Origin of the sequence: Spirosoma luteum DSM 19990, from assembly GCF_000374065.1 — a bacterium.
Classification (GTDB): Bacteria; Bacteroidota; Bacteroidia; order Cytophagales; family Spirosomataceae; genus Spirosoma; species Spirosoma luteum.
On sequence record NZ_KB893279.1, the window covers coordinates 232,497 to 249,805 of the forward strand.

At 49.0% G+C, this 17,309-nt stretch carries 20 protein-coding genes; 18 read left to right on the plus strand and 2 right to left on the minus strand.

The genetic code is table 11. The annotated features are described in order from the left end of the window. Positions 1-187 precede the first annotated feature (187 nt). Both B156_RS0122410 and B156_RS0122415 read left to right on the plus strand, forming a co-directional pair. Positions 188-1,909, plus strand: coding sequence for a mechanosensitive ion channel family protein (locus tag B156_RS0122410; protein ID WP_018622037.1), 1,722 nt, complete (start codon positions 188-190; stop codon positions 1,907-1,909). A 134-nt stretch (positions 1,910-2,043) separates the two neighbouring features. Then, a complete protein-coding gene (locus B156_RS0122415; RefSeq protein WP_018622038.1) occupies positions 2,044-2,967 on the plus strand; it encodes a TolB family protein in 924 nt (307 codons plus the stop codon). Between the two features lie 167 nt (positions 2,968-3,134). On the opposite strand, the gene B156_RS0122420 is transcribed toward B156_RS0122415, so the two are convergent. Further along, positions 3,135-5,282: a S9 family peptidase gene (locus B156_RS0122420; RefSeq protein ID WP_018622039.1), complete on the minus strand. Its 2,148-nt coding sequence runs from the start codon at positions 5,280-5,282 to the stop codon at positions 3,135-3,137. A 387-nt stretch (positions 5,283-5,669) separates the two neighbouring features. Between B156_RS0122420 and trxA the strand changes: the two genes are divergently transcribed. Beyond that, positions 5,670-6,014 (plus strand): thioredoxin, encoded by a 345-nt coding sequence (gene trxA / locus B156_RS0122425; protein ID WP_018622040.1) that lies wholly within the window; start codon positions 5,670-5,672, stop codon positions 6,012-6,014. Positions 6,015-6,184: 170 nt separating this feature from the next. On the opposite strand, the gene B156_RS0122430 is transcribed toward trxA, so the two are convergent. Beyond that, positions 6,185-6,814 carry a hypothetical protein gene (locus B156_RS0122430; RefSeq protein WP_018622041.1) on the minus strand — a complete coding sequence of 210 codons (630 nt, stop codon included), beginning with the start codon at positions 6,812-6,814 and terminating at the stop codon, positions 6,185-6,187. A gap of 101 nt (positions 6,815-6,915) precedes the next feature. Here B156_RS0122430 and B156_RS0122435 point away from each other — a divergent pair, with 101 nt between their 5' ends. The 15 genes from B156_RS0122435 to B156_RS29675 all read left to right on the plus strand — a co-directional run bounded on the left by B156_RS0122435 (position 6,916) and on the right by B156_RS29675 (position 17,246). Further along, positions 6,916-7,203 (plus strand): hypothetical protein, encoded by a 288-nt coding sequence (locus B156_RS0122435; RefSeq protein ID WP_018622042.1) that lies wholly within the window; start codon positions 6,916-6,918, stop codon positions 7,201-7,203. Between the two features lie 4 nt (positions 7,204-7,207). Next, positions 7,208-8,707 (plus strand): DEAD/DEAH box helicase, encoded by a 1,500-nt coding sequence (locus B156_RS0122440; RefSeq protein WP_084757839.1) that lies wholly within the window; start codon positions 7,208-7,210, stop codon positions 8,705-8,707. Continuing rightward, positions 8,704-10,899: a VapE domain-containing protein gene (locus tag B156_RS0122445; RefSeq protein ID WP_018622044.1), complete on the plus strand. Its 2,196-nt coding sequence runs from the start codon at positions 8,704-8,706 to the stop codon at positions 10,897-10,899. Before B156_RS0122440 ends, B156_RS0122445 begins: the two co-directional genes overlap by 4 nt. Before the next feature lie 305 nt (positions 10,900-11,204). After that, positions 11,205-11,441, plus strand: coding sequence for a hypothetical protein (locus B156_RS0122450; protein WP_018622045.1), 237 nt, complete (start codon positions 11,205-11,207; stop codon positions 11,439-11,441). 8 nt (positions 11,442-11,449) lie between these two features. Next, positions 11,450-11,794 (plus strand): VRR-NUC domain-containing protein, encoded by a 345-nt coding sequence (locus B156_RS0122455; protein ID WP_018622046.1) that lies wholly within the window; start codon positions 11,450-11,452, stop codon positions 11,792-11,794. Positions 11,795-11,903: 109 nt separating this feature from the next. Next, entirely contained in the window at positions 11,904-12,266 is a 363-nt protein-coding gene (locus B156_RS31530) for a hypothetical protein (RefSeq protein WP_018622047.1), read from the plus strand. Position 12,267: 1 nt separating this feature from the next. Beyond that, positions 12,268-12,957 (plus strand): ERF family protein, encoded by a 690-nt coding sequence (locus B156_RS30475; RefSeq protein WP_018622048.1) that lies wholly within the window; start codon positions 12,268-12,270, stop codon positions 12,955-12,957. A 3-nt stretch (positions 12,958-12,960) separates the two neighbouring features. Next, complete coding sequence (locus B156_RS0122470; protein WP_018622049.1) at positions 12,961-13,332, plus strand: DUF3127 domain-containing protein; 372 nt, start codon at positions 12,961-12,963, stop codon at positions 13,330-13,332. A 111-nt stretch (positions 13,333-13,443) separates the two neighbouring features. Beyond that, positions 13,444-14,289 carry a pentapeptide repeat-containing protein gene (locus tag B156_RS0122475; RefSeq protein WP_018622050.1) on the plus strand — a complete coding sequence of 282 codons (846 nt, stop codon included), beginning with the start codon at positions 13,444-13,446 and terminating at the stop codon, positions 14,287-14,289. Between the two features lie 132 nt (positions 14,290-14,421). Next, positions 14,422-14,916, plus strand: coding sequence for a hypothetical protein (locus B156_RS0122480; RefSeq protein WP_018622051.1), 495 nt, complete (start codon positions 14,422-14,424; stop codon positions 14,914-14,916). A 64-nt stretch (positions 14,917-14,980) separates the two neighbouring features. Then, on the plus strand, positions 14,981-15,190 hold the full coding sequence (locus B156_RS0122485) for a hypothetical protein (RefSeq protein ID WP_157627134.1): 210 nt from the start codon (positions 14,981-14,983) through the stop codon (positions 15,188-15,190). A 13-nt stretch (positions 15,191-15,203) separates the two neighbouring features. Then, positions 15,204-15,815, plus strand: a complete 612-nt coding sequence (locus B156_RS0122490) for a hypothetical protein (protein ID WP_018622053.1) — start codon at positions 15,204-15,206, stop codon at positions 15,813-15,815. After that, entirely contained in the window at positions 15,812-15,994 is a 183-nt protein-coding gene (locus B156_RS0122495) for a hypothetical protein (protein WP_018622054.1), read from the plus strand. Before B156_RS0122490 ends, B156_RS0122495 begins: the two co-directional genes overlap by 4 nt. 110 nt (positions 15,995-16,104) lie before the next feature. Beyond that, positions 16,105-16,491, plus strand: coding sequence for a hypothetical protein (locus B156_RS0122500; RefSeq protein WP_018622055.1), 387 nt, complete (start codon positions 16,105-16,107; stop codon positions 16,489-16,491). A 38-nt stretch (positions 16,492-16,529) separates the two neighbouring features. Beyond that, positions 16,530-17,246, plus strand: a complete 717-nt coding sequence (locus B156_RS29675; RefSeq protein ID WP_157627135.1) for a DNA-methyltransferase — start codon at positions 16,530-16,532, stop codon at positions 17,244-17,246. The last annotated feature ends 63 nt before the right edge of the window (positions 17,247-17,309 follow it).

Here is a 17,309-nt window from a genome sequence, read left to right on the forward strand (position 1 = left end):
GAATACGTCGTAAACACGGACTGAACTTAGCATTTCGCATATCGGTTAGTTAAATCGACCCCGCCTTTTGGTTTGTTGTTTTTTTACCCTTCCACATTGGGTGTTGGCCTTTCGTTGGTAACAGGTTATATGCCTGATTTTTTGCTTCTTAACCCGAGGGTAGCTTTACTAACTCTCTTTGTTCTTCATGGTATTTATTAGAAAACGCATTAGCCTTACCCGCTACTTATCCCTTCCGTTTATTGCATTATTGGTTGTAATGAGTGCCATTTCCGCACCGGCGCAGCTATTCAGGACTGGTGCCAACGATACGGCAAAAGTAACGTTGGTACCGCAGCGGCCGGTTGACTCACTGGGTCGCCGAACACCACGCGGCACTGTGCTCGGGTTCATCAAGGCGGTGGAGCAGGAAGATTATGTTCTGGCTGCCCAGTACCTAAACCTGGTTGGAATTACCAAAAAGATGCCTGCTCAATCAGGTGCCAGCCTGGCACGAGCGTTGCAAAGAGTGCTCGACCAGCGGAGCAATATCATTCCCCGAACGCTTATCAGCAATGACTCTACTGGTAATGCCAGGGATAAATCAGGACCTAATCTGGATTTGATAGGGACGGCCGAAGTCAATGACGAAAAAGTCGCTATCCTGCTCGAGAAAATAGAAGACCCTACCGATGGCCCTATCTGGCTGTTTTCTTCGGAAACTGTGCAGCGGATGCCTGCCCTGAGTGAAAAACTTGACGGCTTCACTATTGAAAAGATGCTCCCTGACTTTCTGATCGACAATAAGTGGAGCGGTGTACCCATAGGCCATTGGCTGGCCATGTTTGTGCTGGTTGTATTTGCTTATCTATTGGCAGGGGTCATTGCTACGCTGTTGGTCGGCCTGTTACGGGTTTCCTGGAAAAAAGCGAAGGAGCCACAGGTAGCGGAGGTTGTTCAGGCCTTTGTGCTACCCATCCGAATTTATCTGGCCGTGTGGCTCTTTGTGTTTGCCAGCCAGAATATTGGTGTATCCATCATCATCCGTCAGAAATTCAGCGATGCTATAGTGGTAGTAGGCTTAGTGGCTTTTCTGTTACTATTATGGCAACTTATCGATGTGGTTTCGCAGTATGCCAGACGGTGGCTGCTCGAAACGGGGCAGCCGGGCCGACTCTCGGCCGTGCTTTTTGTCAGGCGGGGTATTAAACTCGTTCTTATTGCGTTTGGTATCATTTCGGTGCTTAATGTGCTGGGCTGGGACGTAACAACCGGGCTGGCCGCTATGGGAATTGGTGGTATCGCGCTGGCACTGGGTGCGCAAAAAACGATAGAAAACTTTGTGGGTAGCATCACTATCATTGCCGACCAGCCCCTGCGGGTGGGTGACCTGTGTAAGGTGGACGATATTATTGGCACGGTGGAGCAGATTGGGATGCGATCGACCCGTCTCCGCACCGCCAACCGAACAATTGTGGTTGTACCCAACGGGCAGTTGGCGGCTCAGAAAATCGAAAACTTCGCCTTCCGTGACCGCCTGCTGTTCAACCCCACGCTTCAGCTACGGTACGAAACGACACCCGACCAGATTCGGTATTTGCTGGCTGAACTCCGGTCGCTGCTGCGTAATCACCCGAAGGTAAATCCAGACCCGGCGCGGGTTCGATTCGTAGCGTTGGGCGAAAACTCTCTGGATCTGGCCGTTTTTGCGTACATCAACACGAGCGATTTCAACGAATTCTTAGGCATACAGGAAGACCTGATGCTGCAAATGATTGATATAGTAGACGGCAGTGGAACCGGTTTTGCCTTTCCTTCTCAAACGCTTTACATGGGGAAAGATAAGACGATGTCGGAAGAAAAAACCCGCGAAGCCGAGCGGAAAGTGCGCGAATGGCGCGAACAGGATGAGTCGCCCGGTCACGCATAAGTCCCAATGGGTGATGCTGTTACTGAACTTGTTCTGCCCGTATTTCGTCCTGTGCCAGTAATTGACGAGCTTACCGCAACAACGACCGTTTCTAGCTGGAAACGGTCGTTGCTCCATCAAGTCGAAATAGAATCATGTCACGTCTTACGCACGTTCATAACAGGGCAGTAAGCCTACTGGTTACTTTCTCCTGGTTTGCTCTGTCACTTCTACTGTCGGGTACTGGCAAAACATTTGGTCAGACACCACCCGATTCCGATATTTTTCTCGTTGACCTGATTTTCAAAAACCAAATTATTCAAGCCGGCAAACCAGTCAACATTACTCAGCGAAAGGGCTACGACAATCAACCCTCCTTCACCCCCGATGGTAAAAGCATCCTGTACACGTCCATGCGTGAGGACGGACAAACTGACATTTACCGCTTCGACCTTCAATCCACAGTAACGACGCAGCTTACTCAAACGCCCGAAGGTGAATATTCGCCCACGGTTACACCCGATACAGCTTATTTCTCGGTAATCCGGGTAGAGAGCGACAAAACGCAGCGTCTGTGGAAATTCCCGATGTCGGGGGTTGGTGCGCCTGCGCTGGTACTGGAAAACGTAAAACCGGTAGGGTATCACTGCTGGCTCACCCCCGACTCACTGGCGCTGTTCATCCTAGGGAGCCCAAATTCACTGCAACTGGCCCGTGTCAGTACGGGCGACACCGCCCGGATGCAGGGGAGTGTTGGCCGTTCGCTGCATAAGATTCCGGGCAAACAGGCACTTAGTTTCGTGCATAAACGCACCCCCATCGATTGGGAGATTAAACAGCTTGATCTGCAAACAAATCGGATCACCGTCATTGCGCCCACGCTATCAGGTAGTGAAGATTTCGTCTGGACGCCTGATGGCCTGTTACTAATGGCGCAGGGAAGTAGTTTGTACGTATTCAACCCAAAAATTGACCTTCGCTGGACGCAACTGGCCGACTTTAGTTCGGCGGGTATCAAGCAGCTAACCCGGCTGGCCATTGACCCGGGAGGTAAAAAACTAGCGTTGGTTGGCCAATGATACAGAATGGGCCTCCGTGTAGTCTGGCGAAACTGGGAAGTTCATCACTAAATGCTGAAGCGTTTGCCTGGTGAGTGGATAGGAGTATAATCGCTACCGATAACCAGGCAAACAACCCGGCATTCGGTAAACAAAGCCCGGCCTGCCCAAATATTGATGCCGGTGCGTTACTGCTTTGGTTTCATTAGCTTCCGTCGGAAGAAGTCGCCTGTGGCGTTCCCCATTTTCAGCGCGTTGGTGTGCTTCATCCAGTGGTGGGTGTCGTTTACAATAACCAGCATTTCCACTGGTACGCCCTGTTTGTCGAGCCGCCGGACCAAATCCGTACTTTGACTAAAGGCTACGTTCCGGTCGTCGTCACCATGAATAAGCAGAACCGGCGATGTCCAGCCACTGACCGAGGATATGGGAGATGATTCCCAATTGACTTTTGCGGCAGCTTCCAGATCGGGTACTTTTTCGAAACGGCCAGTCGGGGTGAGCGCGGATCGTTGCTGGCTCCAGTCGTGAACACCGTGAATATCCACACCAGCCGCGAACAGTTTTGAATCTCTGGCGAGAGCCAGTGCGGTGATGTAGCCACCGTATGAGCCGCCGTAAATACCAATGCGGGCCGGGTCTATCTGTGGCTGGCCGGAAAGCCACACGGCTGCCGCCCGTACGTCCTGGTACTCGGAAGCACCCGTGGCGCCCCCGCTGGCCGGTTGATGGAAATCGTAGCCGTACCCAATACCCAACCGGTAATTGACGGATATTACCACAAAGCCCTGGCTGGCCAGATATTGATTCATGGCGTAGGCATTCGCATAGTAGTCAGAATAATTCCAGCCCAGCAGCATCTGGCGCGGTGGCCCACCATGCACGTAAATAATTGCCGGGCTGCGTTCAGCCGAGCTGCGTTCGGTTGGTTTTTTAGTACCGGGTGTTTCAAAAAGCTGGCAGTGTACGAGCATTCCATCCGGTGCTTTGATAACAACCTGTTTGGGCGTAATTAACTGATTGAGTGGGAAAGTGCCAGGAATCAGGTCTTGGCCCAGCACCTTCTGTGTTCCCTTCGTAAACGCCATCACGGTCGGCAATGGAGGGCGCTGGGCTGTTGCGCTAATCATGGCAACGGTGGCCCCATCACCCGTAATAACCGGCGTCCATTCAAGACCGTCACCGGGTGTCAATACCTCCATATCTGCTTTGTCAACGGATACCCTGACTACATGACGACGGTCGATGTCCAGTTTGTCGGGACCGGTGTTGCCGCTAAATACCAGCCACTTTTTATCGTGACTCAACGTAATATGTTCGGCCATGAATGCACCGTCCGTAAGTAGCAGGGGTGACCCGCCGGAAGAAGCCATCGAATAGAGGTGCGGCCACCCATCCTGATACGACAGGAAAACAATGCGGTTATTGGCAGCCCAGTGAAGGTTGACTCCGCCGTGTGTGCCGGGTACTGAACCGGCCAGCGTTTTGGGGGCCTGCCAGCGTTGCGTTGCGGTTCCCGAGGCTACATCGGCGGTCCAGATAGACCAGGGCCGGTGCTTACGGACGAGAATTGAATCGGGGACCCCACCGCTTCCAGCCGTGCGAACGAATACCATCTGTTTGCCGTCCGGCGACCAGCGGGGCGATTCGTCTTTCGAGAAGGAGGGGGCAATCCAGGTAATGGGTGTGGTTTCATTGGTGAAAATGCCAATGAACGCATGGTCTTTTCGGTCGCAGACAAAGGCTAGTTTCGACCCATCCGGCGACCAGTTCAGTTCTCCATTGGTACCCCGTGCGGTAAACATCATTTTTGCGGCTGTCGAGGCATCCGTCGGCGCAATCCAAACCTGGCCGCCTTTAATGAACGCTACCCGATTACTTTCGGGTGAGATAACGGGTGCGTCACCTTCGGCTATAGCTTTCGGTTCGCCACCGGCAAACGGCACGCTCCATAGCTGCACTTTTGGGGGCACTGGTTCGGAAAGTGTATTGACCGAAACGTCGTCATCCCAGTTGGACCCATGATCGCCCCCGCGGACGTATACTACCCATTTACCATCGTCAGAAATGGATAGGCTGGTAATTTCCTGGCCGTCGTCAACATTGTATTGAGTGAGTTTTCGGGGGCTAAAGTCTGGCCCTTCGGCTACGTACACGTTCCGTTTTCCCTGTTCGTTGAGTGCCCAGGCAATCCGGGAGCCCGTGGCGGCACTTGTTAATTCATTCGGGAAGGGGTAGCTTTTGATGGCTTCCAGTGTGACTGGCTGCGCTAGCAATAAGCTGATTTTACTGAATATAAAGCCCGTGATCAGGCACAGGAATGTAACTGTTTTCATGCGTTACGATGAAGTAAAAATGAGCTTAATTGAGCCAATTGTGAGAGGAACTCAAATAAGCATTTTATTTTATATATCCCTTCATTGTGCGAATAAAATTCTAAAAATCAGTCATTTTTAGCTGTGATGTAGAAGTGTTAACTTTTTTGTCGTATAGAAGAGGCAAGCGTGTTTTCTGTGTGAGTGGAATTGACAGGCGTAAGTTCTTCGGAGAAAATGGTGAGCCCAGACTGGAAAATGGACCACCAAATTGTACATTAAGGCTATTTTTTTAGCTATTTCAGCTATGTACAGGCAGCGCGCCTGATAGGGAGTATTTTGAACTAATCAGCCCCAAAAGGGTTTATGTAGCTGAAAACAAGTTAAACAAATAAACACATTTCACTCATGGCAGCAGGATCACATGCCGTAGAAGCGACCGACGCGAACTTCAACGAACTCATAAATTCCGATAAACCCGTTTTAGTAGATTTCTGGGCTGAGTGGTGCGGTCCCTGTAAGATGATCGGGCCAGTTGTTGAACAACTCGCCGGTGAATACGAAGGACGTGCCGTTGTGGCTAAAATGGACGTTGATCAAAACGCCCAGATTCCAGCCCAATTCGGTATCCGCAGCATTCCGACCTTAATGGTCTTCAAAAACGGACAGTTAGTCGATAAAGTAATAGGAGCCGTCCCCAAAAACGTACTGGAGCAAAAACTACAGGCCGCTATGGAGCCAGCCACCATCTAATCCTTTAGTTTCTTACAAAAAGAAGCCGCCCCGATACTCGGGACGGCTTTTTTGTTGTGTGCCAGGTAGTTACAGGTTCTTTTTTCTCTCTGCATCCAACATGACAACCAGCTTCTATTCTTTCATTCCACGCGGCCCGGTTCGTGACCCGGCCTGACAGATAGCCCGCTTTAGGACCGAACGAGTACGAGTTGACTGGCAGGCACTACCCACGTTCCGTTGTGATCCTCCACGCATCCCAGCGTTTTGAGGATATTCAATGAACTATACACCTGAACCGGCGAAGATATTTTTATCGGTTCGGGTTGTGGTAATTCCTGCACGAAACCAGCAATAACTAAACGCTCCTGGTTATGATCGTACTGCGGTTGGTTTAAAGTGGTGGTACGGCTATCAGACACCTCGAAATTTAACTCTGAGAGTCTAACAACCTGTTCATTTAGCTTTTCAATCTGTCCTTCCTGTTTTTCAACCCGGTTTTCTAATTTCCCATTTTGCATTCTTAAGGCTTCGTTTTCTTTTCGTAGCCGGTCCAGTTCTGAGCCTCCACTAATCGGGGTCAGCTTTCGGTCTGTTAGCTTGATCGGCCCAATGCCCCGGTAAAGGTATTCAGGCGATAGGTCTGGCAAATTTGCCAGCATCTTTTCCAGTACAGCGCTGCGGGGCTTCACGCCATCCCGATACTGGTAAAATTTGGCTACTGTCTCATTCAGCCTTTTTGCTAAGTCCGATGGGGATAGCCCGTATGCGATTAGTATTGCTTCATACCTCTGCGCAAACGACTCTACAGTTGTTTCCATAATAATAGAAAAGTTTTATACTTTCGTGGTGTTACTTTATATTTTTTTATATCTTTGCTAAGAACCTATTTAACAAAGTTGTAACAAACATATAGAAAGATATGGAAAACACAAAAAAAGATGCAACAAAGGTAGATAATGGGCTTAAACGGTTCATAGAGCCTTTTGTTGATCCTAGTTCCAAAAAATGCCGGATAGATTACGGCAACATGGTTGTCGAGTATTTGGCTAAACCAGAGAACGGCGGGCATCAGGTTAAACGCGGTCATGTTTACTCGCTGGTAAACAATAATATACGGATCACTCCCGGCAATATCCACATTGCAAAGGCAGTGAAGGCAGTTTCAAAAAAGTTTGCTAAAGAACTAGAATCCCTCGCAGAAGCCTAACGCCATGATCCATCTTCGTCCTTACCAGGAGGATGCTAGAAATGGCATCCGTGGACATTTTGTCCTAAATAATCGAAAAGTACTGCTTTGTATGCCTACCGGATCAGGCAAAACCGTAACGTTTGCTGATTTGGTAACCAGGACATTGAGTAAGGATTTATTTGCAAAAGCCCTGATACTCACGAACCGGGCCGAATTGTTGACGCAAGCGGGCGGGACTTTAGAGCGGATGGGTATTCGCTACGAAGCCATTACCGCAACGAATAAGCAAATTAACCTACGCGCTCGCTGCTTTGTCGGGATGGTTGAAACCTACTACAAACGAGCCAAAAAACACCCCGAACTGCTAAAAATGAACTTGGTTATTATTGACGAGGCTCATTACGGAAATTTCAAAAAATTGTTTGCTCAGTGGGGTAGTGATGTATATGTAATAGGTGCAACTGCCACACCATTAAGTGCCAGTAAAGACGACCCCTTAAGCAACTATTACAATGCCATTGTCAACCCGGTTCAAATTGCCGACTTGATTGATAACGGCTATTTGGTTCCGGCTGTTACGTATGCCGCCAGAATAGATAGGAGTAGTTTAAAACTGGATTCCATGGGGGAATATTCCGATTCCTCCCAAATGGACACGTTTGCCAAGCGAGAAGTCTACGCCGGATTAATCAGCAAGTACCTCCAGTTTTGCACCGATGAAGGCCGGGCAAAAAAGACCATCATTTTTAACGTCAACATTGCCCATTCCAAGGCGGTTTGTGCTGAATTTGAAGCGGCTGGCATTCCTGCTCGGCATTTGGACGGAGAAACGGACCCATGGGTAAGGGCTTCCATTATTGCCGGGTTTAAGTCTGGAGCCTTTCCGGTTATTTGTAACGTCGGTATTCTGAATGCTGGTTTTGATGAGCCAGGGGTTGAGGTGATTGTAATGAACCGGGCAACTACCAGCGTCAGTTTATGGCTTCAGTGCTGCGGGCGGGGGTCCCGTCCTTCGCCGGGTAAAGGTCGGTTTACCATTCTGGATATGGGTGATAACTGGCAGGAGTTGGGGCTATGGGAGCAAGCCCGGCCATGGGAGGAACTGTGGAATAAAAAGCGAAAGAAGTCAGAAAAGGCCGGTGTTTCGCCGGTTAAAGATTGCGCCCAATGCGGGGCAATTGTGCCAATGTCGGCCCGCGAATGTTCCGAATGTGGGCATGTTTTCCCAATCAAAGAAAAGGGGCCATCCAAGGAGGTCGAGTTTACGGTTGTCGCTGATACCCGTGAATTGCTTGCCATGGATAAGGCAACGAACTGGCCTATTATGAGTGTCAGTGATTTGGAACGGGTAAGAGAGGCTAAGAACCGTTCAAAGGGGTGGCCCATCCATGTAATCAGGGACCGGGCAATATCAGAGACCGATTTCCGGGAACAGCTAAAAGAATTAGCTCACCTACGCGGCTACAAGCGTGGATGGGAAAAGTACGTCGATTTTGCAAAGCCTCAACCTGAATTAGCATGATGACCACGGAAACAAAAAACCCAATGCTCTCCCTGTATAATGGGGTTAGAGACACGACCGGAACAGAGATTTCATTACAGGAGTTTCTTGATGGAATTGTTACCGGAAAATGGGAGAATGAAGTAAATGCCGTTCGTGCGTTGTGGAATGATGAAGCCAAGCAAAAGGCTCTGAAAATTCAGCAATTAAACGTTACCATTGGCGGGACATTTAGCACCAATAACAACGCTAATTTACAGGACCCTTCGGGTTACATGGCCGTTGATATTGATGAATTAGATGGTGAATTAGAAACAGTTCGACTACAGGTAAATAACGACCCTTACACCTACGCTAGTTTTGCGTCTATACGTGGCAAAGGTTTGTGCGTAATTATCAAGATTCATCCTGAACGGTGGGATGAATCTTGGGAGGGTATTAAAGCCTATTACATGCAGAAATATTGCCGGGTAGTTGACAAGTCAACAGGCAATATTTCCCGGCGACGGTTCATTAGTTTTGATAAAGAAACCTACGTAAATGAACGGGCGAATTTATTTAAACTCTACCTCAAAAAAGAGCGAAAAGCCCCTAAACCGGCTGGTACTGTCATACATACCAAAGGGGATATTGAATACGTCATTCAGCAATTTGAACAGCGCGGTATCGAGTTGCACGATTCAACAAGAGATTGGGTTCGTGCTGGACTAGCCTTCGCCAGTGAGTATGACACTGGAGGGCTGGATTATTTCCAGCGAGTTAGCCAGTTTCGGCATGACTATGATCCGGTTGAGACCGAAAAAATGTACCGATACCTTTGCCGTAACAAGCTGGGAAAGGTAACCATCTCTACTTTTTACTGGATAGCAAAAGAGAACGGGTGTGATATAATGACACCTAAGACCCGCGACATAGCCAGAACGGCTACCATGCAGAAGCGGCAAAAAATAAAGGCTGAGGATGTCATTGATTCACTGGTAAAGGTGGGGGGGGTGGGCCGGGATGATGCGGAACAAATTGTTAAGCAGGTCTACGAAAGTGCTGAAGAAATACAGACCGATGATACACTTTTTGACCAACTGGAATTATTTCTGCGGCAAAATTACCCGATGCGCCGAAACGAAATATCACGCTACATTGAAGATGAAAAAGGACGTAGTTTGATTGATGATGATTTTAATACTATTTGGGTTCATTCAGTCAAAGTTTTAGGGGATCGCGTTTCGGATAAAATGGTGAACAAACTAATTCACTCCAGCTTTACGCCAACCTATAACCCAATCAAAGATTTTTTTCGGGATTATACGTATAGAAAACCTACTGGTTTGATTATGTCTTTGGCTGAAACAATCGAGACAGATACGGGGGTGGGGCCGGGTGAATTTTTCCCAAACTATGCGGAGGTGTTTGTTCGTAAGTGGTTGATCGGAATTGTTTCGGCGGTATTTGGTGAACACTGTGAATTAATATTAACCCTGACAGGCGAACCCGGCACAGGAAAGACGGAATGGTTTAGGCGTTTATTGCCCCCCGAATTAGGTGTTTATTTTGCCGAAACAACTTGGCCTATTACAAAAGATACGGACATGCTGATGTGTGAAAACCTGATAACGTTCAATGATGAATGGAAAGGAAAAACCGTAAAAGACCCCGAAACGCTGAAAGGTTACGCCAGCGTGGACCGCTTCACGCTCAGGGAACCATACGGTAAGTCTTTTGTCAAACGGCGTAGGCTTGCTGTAATGTGCGGCACTTCAAACCCTACCCGAATTATTGCCGACTCTAACAACAATAGAAAGGTTATCCCCATCAATGTACTTTCCATTAATTACGAAGCCTATAACGCCATTGACAAGATAGACTTGTTTATGGAGGCTTATCACGCTTACATGGGTGGAGAGCGACACCACCTGACTAAAGATGAAATCAAACGCTTTAATGAGAGTACCAGTAGTTTTGATGATGCGTCGATTGAACGGCAAATTATTGATGAATACTTTGCCCTCCCTTCTGGTGTTGGGGGCGAACCTGTTCAGTGGATCAGCTCACACGAAATTCAGACTAAAATGGAAGTTTGGGCCAACAACCGCAAACTCGACAACCGTAAAATTGGTCATGAATTACAATCAGCGGGTTTTAAGCGCAGACAAAAAAGGGGCGAATTTGGTAAGCAGCTATGGGGGTATGACGTAATTGTCACCAGTAGATTATAGCTGTCACCAGTCTGTCACCAGTAGAAAATAGGGGCACTGGTGACAGCTAAAAACCTGAACCTCACCCTTTTACTCTTACTGTAACCATTGTCACCAGTAGAAATATATATAAAGTACGGGAGAGTGAGAGAGGGTATAGATATAGAAGTACGGGTATGTGTGTATATTACACTTACGTATAAGAAAGATTAGACAAAAATAGTGGTGACACTGGTGACAGGACTTAAAAGCCTAAAGGACAACCTTTTAGCTGTCACCAAAGCCAAAAAATCAGTAGTGACAAACCTTAAAACAAGTGGTGACAGATGAAAAAGACCGACATTGAGTATTACAAAAGTGCTGCCTCAAAACTCATGAAGGAGTTTAAGACGCTAAGTGAGTATGAGGCTATACGGCTCATTCAGGAAGAAGCCAGGAACGAAACGTTACATAATCTGTATCAGGATTTCAGGCGGGCCTATGTGATTACTGAAGCGGAACCCACCATACCGGCTCTGGAGAAAATTGCTATTCTTTTAGAAGATCGCTTACCCGTAATCTAAAAACAACCATGGATAAATCAGAGCTGGCAATGCAAGCCGAAATGTTTCAATGGCACTGGAACAAGCACCCCCATGAACGGGGGTTGCTTCACGCCAACAATAACAACAGTAGTAACATGATTACCGGCAATCTCAATAAAGCGGTAGGGGTCGTAAAGGGAGTTGCCGACATGGAATACAACAAAGCCGGGACGACCGTTTTTATTGAGCTAAAAACCAGTACCGGCCAACAATCACCAGAACAGCGAAGGTGGCAAGCCATGGTCGAATCCGAAGGTTTCCGGTATGTTGTTATTCGATCCCTGATAGAATTTCAAGCACTGATTCAGCAGTACCAAAAAAATTTGCCCTGACTTTCTATTATTTTATATTTAATTCTATCTTTCTCTTGCATCGTATTATATTATTTTATACTTTTATACCACCCTACCAACAGGGCACCAATCAACCCCCTTTTACCCCATGACCAACTTCCTAGCATTTCACAAAACAGGAGCCGAGCCGTTCCGCTGCCTGGTTTTCCAAACGGAGCCTACCATTACGGTAGTTGAGCCTGTCCGGTACACCCTAGCCGATTCACCCGCTACGCAGCTACGCCGGGCAACAGCGCCGGAGTTGCTACCCTACCGGGCCGAGTATGTTGCCAAGTCCGGCATTTCTGACGCGGCCATTATCCGCTTCCAAGTGGAGCCGGGCGGCAACTTTTCGGCCCTTATCGACCCAACGCAAACCAACGTCGGCACCTGCATTGGCGGGCGCGTTGAGTTCTTCTGCGGACTCCTCACCGACAATTTTAATATTCACCAACTTAACAACGCATACTGATATGAGCGACGTAAACGCAGGGTTTGAAGCCTTTTCAAAAGCGCAGAGCCAATTCCGATCTGCCATAAAGGATGCCGCTAACCCGTTTTTCAAATCCAAGTACGCAGACCTTTCCTCCATTTGGGAGGCTGTAAAAGCGGGTCTGTCAGAAAACGGGCTAATGGTCACCCAACCCATACGGGTAACGGAGTCCGGCATTCAGGTAGAAACGATCATCCGTTACAAAGACGGTACTATCATAGAATCCTGCCATTGCCCGGTATTCTGCAAAGTTCAGAATGATGCTCAGGCAATGGGTTCCGCTATCACTTACGCCCGTCGTTACTCACTCGCGTCTATCCTTTGCATTGTAACGGACGACGACGATGCAAACGGGGCTAATGGTCAACCGGCGCAGTCTCAGGCAAAACCGGCACCTTCTCCCCAACCAGCACCCGCTCCACCAACTCCGAAGCCAGCCACAAAAGAAGAATTGGCTAAAATGGCTAAATGGCAGACCGACATTGATACACTACCGAATGACCCACAGGCCTATACTGAACACCGTGCTGCACTAGCAAGGCTTACCGGCATTAAGCCCGCCGAAATAAAGGAGTTGTTCGATAAGTTCCGGGGCATGGCTTGGAATAAGGGCATAGACTACAACGAGACAGACAAAGTTTTTTATCACGCCGAACCAACCCCTGCATAAATTATGGACATCAAAGGAGCATTTGTCAAACAGTTAGAGCAAAAGACAGGACAGGGCAAAAATGGACCCTGGATAAAGCGCGAGTTCGTCATTAATACAGGCGGTCAATACCCGAAAGAGGTTTGTATTGAGGCCTTCAACGATAAAGGCGATTTGGTAGACGGTTTCGTGGAGGGCGAAGAAATCAGCGTTTCGTATGACCTCGAAAGCAGGGAATATAATGGCCGGTACTATACCGCCGTGAAAGCCTACAAGATTAGTTCAGCCACTACAGGAGCCAGTTCGGGCGGGTCAGCACCGCGTCAACAGTCAGCACAGAAGCAGGAGCCTGTATTTCAGCCGACTCAGGACGAATCAAACGACCTCCCATTTTAAGCACTCATAGGGGTTAGGTTGACAGCGCACAGCCGGGGCGACGTGTCCCGGCCATTGCCTAGCCCTTTAGAAAAGATAAGAGTAATACACAACTAAAATAAACCCCTTACCATGCGTGGATATAAAGTATTCCGCCCTGATTTCACCTGCCGGGAACACCAATTTTCAGAGAATAGTGATCACCAGGTTTCGGGCAAACCTGTACTGTGCGAAAACGGATTTCATTTCTGCCTAAAGCCTAACGACTGCTTCAACTATTATGATTTTAAGCCGGAAAATATCGTCTGTGAAGTCGAATCGTTGGGCGAAATCGACACAAAAGAGGATGGCGACAAATGTTGCACCAATCACATCCGAATTGGAAAACGCCTTTCATGGCACGAAGTATTGACACTTATTAATACCGGACAGGCTAATTCAGGCAGGGCTAACAGCGGCGACCTGAACAGCGGCAACCGGAACAGCGGCAACCGGAACAGCGGCGACCTGAACAGCGGCAACCGGAACAGCGGCGACTGGAACAGCGGCGACCTGAACAGCGGCAACCGGAACAGCGGCGACCTGAACAGCGGCAACCGGAACAGCGGCGACTGGAACAGCGGCGACTCCCTTACGGGAGTCTTATGTACCCAACAGGTTACGGTTAGTTTTTTCGATAAACCGTCAAAAATGACCCTTTCAGCATGGAGAGACACGGAAGCATATTGTCTGATGCGTGAGGTTCGGTTGACTGAATGGGTTTCGTGGGCCTCCATGAGTGATGAGGAAAAGCTACAGTATCCCCGCGCCGAAACGTCGGAAGGATACCTGAAACGCTACGAATACAAACAGGCACACGCTACATGGTGGGCCAATTTGGACAACCGCCAACGGGAGTTATACCCCGCCCTCCCCAACTTCGACAAAGGCAAGTTCCTGAGTATAACTGGAATTGATATAGATAGTAAGGTTGATTAAAAATGGTGTGGATAGTACAGCGAACGCCGGGGGTAATACAAGGCTCCCGGCAGTTCCTTACCCCCGCCAGGACGCTGACGAAGCGAAACCAATAGCCCGTAGAGAGAAGCACCCTAATCACTAGCACCAGCCATGAGCACCGAAACACAAGAAACAGCACTAACCAGCCTGGTAACGCTGGAAAACATTGGGAAATGGTCCAAAAAGGACCTGTCCAATATCGCCCGTAAGAACGTCGGGGACGTAGCCGATAACGGGGGTGACACGCTCTCTCTATTGGCCCTTGCTGCCAAACTGGAACACTTCGCAAAGGAGGTAAAGGAAGCCGCCAAAAGTCGGGGCATTGCTGATTTGGCCCTATACGGCAAAGATGGCGTGGCAAAAGAAGGCGTGAAACTACTGATTCGGGAAGTGGGCGTAACCAACGACTACACGAAAGATGAGGTATGGAATGAGCTGTTAGCCGTTGCCGATGCCGCTCAGGAGAAACTAGCCCAGCACGAGAACTTGCTAAAGGCTTTGCCACACGGCGGGATGGTCATTGCTCACCCCGATACGGGCATCATGTATCTGGCTTTTCCTCCTGTTAAACAGGGCCGCGAATCTATTCAGGCAACTATTCAATAACACTCTTAACCGCCCTGAACGGGCACTATCTACAATGACAGAGTCAGTAATCCCATTTAGCCGCATGAAAACAAGAACCACACAAGGGCCACATTTCCTACTGGTAGCCAAAACGGCAAGGGCTAGAAAGGCACTCAAAAGGGACCGGCGCGAGTACGAAACAGTGAAGGGCGGTTACTACCGATTGTCGGTGAGCCTACGTGAACAGCAACAAATGGATTCGGGCAAGTTGACCCGCGTTGACCTGCTCAAAAACATAGGCGTATTCTGCTAACTCTCTCCCAGCCATGCAAACAGCAATTCACATCCCTACTGAGTCAGCAACGCGCAGGCCGACAATCAAGCGCAAATCAGCACTAGACCGCTATAAGGCGTTTCTAGCCGAACTAAAACAGACCGTTCCCTATAATCGGTTTGTTCCCCTGCTTGGTTCGGAGTTAACGGCCATTCATAACGTTTCCCGTTCCCTTGTCATTCATCTGGTGGGAATGGGTGCCCTAAAGCGTATCAAACAAAAGAACGTGCCGGGAACCCGCTATCTGTATCAGGCAACCGACAAACTGCCCTTAGTTACTGCCGCCGAACTACTGGCCTTTAATAACGACTACCAAATCTCAAACAAGGCCGGTCAGAAAGCAAAGGTTCAGCCCGTAGAACCTTCCGACTTTATGGAGCCAACGCCTGAACCGCCTGCCGAAAAAACGTACCGGATGGTTGCCTTTTGTAAGTATGGGGATGCCATTACTAAGGCTAGTCTACACGATGCTGACACCTACACGGAGAGTGAACTAACGGCGATAATCAACGCACTAATGAGCGGTAAGGATGGGGCTACAGAGGTGCATTTGTGCAAAGTGTTCATGTCGGCCAAACGGACAATAACCATCGAATCAGTATGAAAAACGCCTTATCCTACCTGCGCTACGCCAAACTGCCCGCCCTTGCCTACAAGGTGGGCCGGGTAAAGAAAACTTTGCTGTCCGACCCCATCACGCTCATTATCGGCATACTGTGCGCCTGTGTTGCCGGGCTTATCGCCTGGGCTGTTGTTGTCAATCCATATATAATTCACTACTAAGCCATGAAAACAAAACAACCCCTCCGCCTTGACCCCGTATGCGTCCTGACCTGGGCCGGGATTGCTGGAATTGTTGCTTTTGAAATCTACCTACTTATCCGCGCAATACCATGAGCTACCCACAAGACCCGCGCCCGGCCATTATTGCCCGCGCCAACGAGATAGCCGCAAAGCACTTGCAACACCGGGCCGCAAATCCGTTGCCCCAGCCCGTTTCCTTTCGATTGTACGACGTTCTTTCAGGCTTAGGCTCCTACTGGTCAGTCGAGCAGGTAAACAACTACATGGGCACGTTTACGCTGGTTGAATGCGACAAGGAAGGGGAGCCTTTGGATGACCCCGAAACGATTAACGAGTACAGCCGGGTTAGCATCACCGCGCCGGGTTGGGCTGTTCACATCCCCCGCCCCCGGTTTCGGGATTTTGCGATGGATTGCCTGAGTGAGTATAAGTGGTGGCTGGTGGTAGGGTTGTGCGTAATCTGGTGGATGGTATGAGGGAGATACGGTTGATACAGGGGGATTGCATGGATATAATGAAGTCAATTCCTAGTGGTTCGGTTGACCTACTCCTGCAAGACCCGCCCTATTTTGTCACTCAGAATGAATGGGATAAGCCGATAGACCTGCAGACGCTTTGGCCGGAATGGTTGCGGATTGCCAAACCGAATGCCGCCTTTGTGTTCACCGCTCAACAACCCTTTGCCACTGATTTGATAATGAGCAACCGGAAGCTATTCAGATACGACCTGATTTGGTACAAGGCGTTAGGCTCCGGTTTTTTGAACGCTAATCGTATGCCGATGCGAAACCATGAGCATATCCTAGTTTTTTACCGCTCCCTGCCAACCTACAACCCGCAAATGGGGAATGGCAATAGAAAAAAGGGGGTACGTAAACATGATAGAACCGGGACTAACTACGGTTCTTTTGCTACACAGAGTGTCGCGGAATATTTCGATAATGAAGGTAAGAGACACCCCCAAAGCGTAATTGACTTCACAAACGGCGACCGGCAAAACGAAAGTGACCATCCGACGCAAAAACCCCTATCACTCTGGAGGTATTTAATTCGTACTTATTCCAATCCCGGCGAACTGGTTTTTGATGGGTACGGCGGGTCAGGCACTACGGCAATATCAGCTTATGATGAGGGTAGGGCTGCAGTCGTATCGGAACTGGACCCCGATTACCACGCCCAAAGCGTCAAGCGATTCAACACCCACAAACAGCAACTACAACTCTTTCAATGAACCACCCCACGCCCGCCGATATGAACCGTCGCGTCCTTCGCTGGATACTGGCCGTTGGCGCGG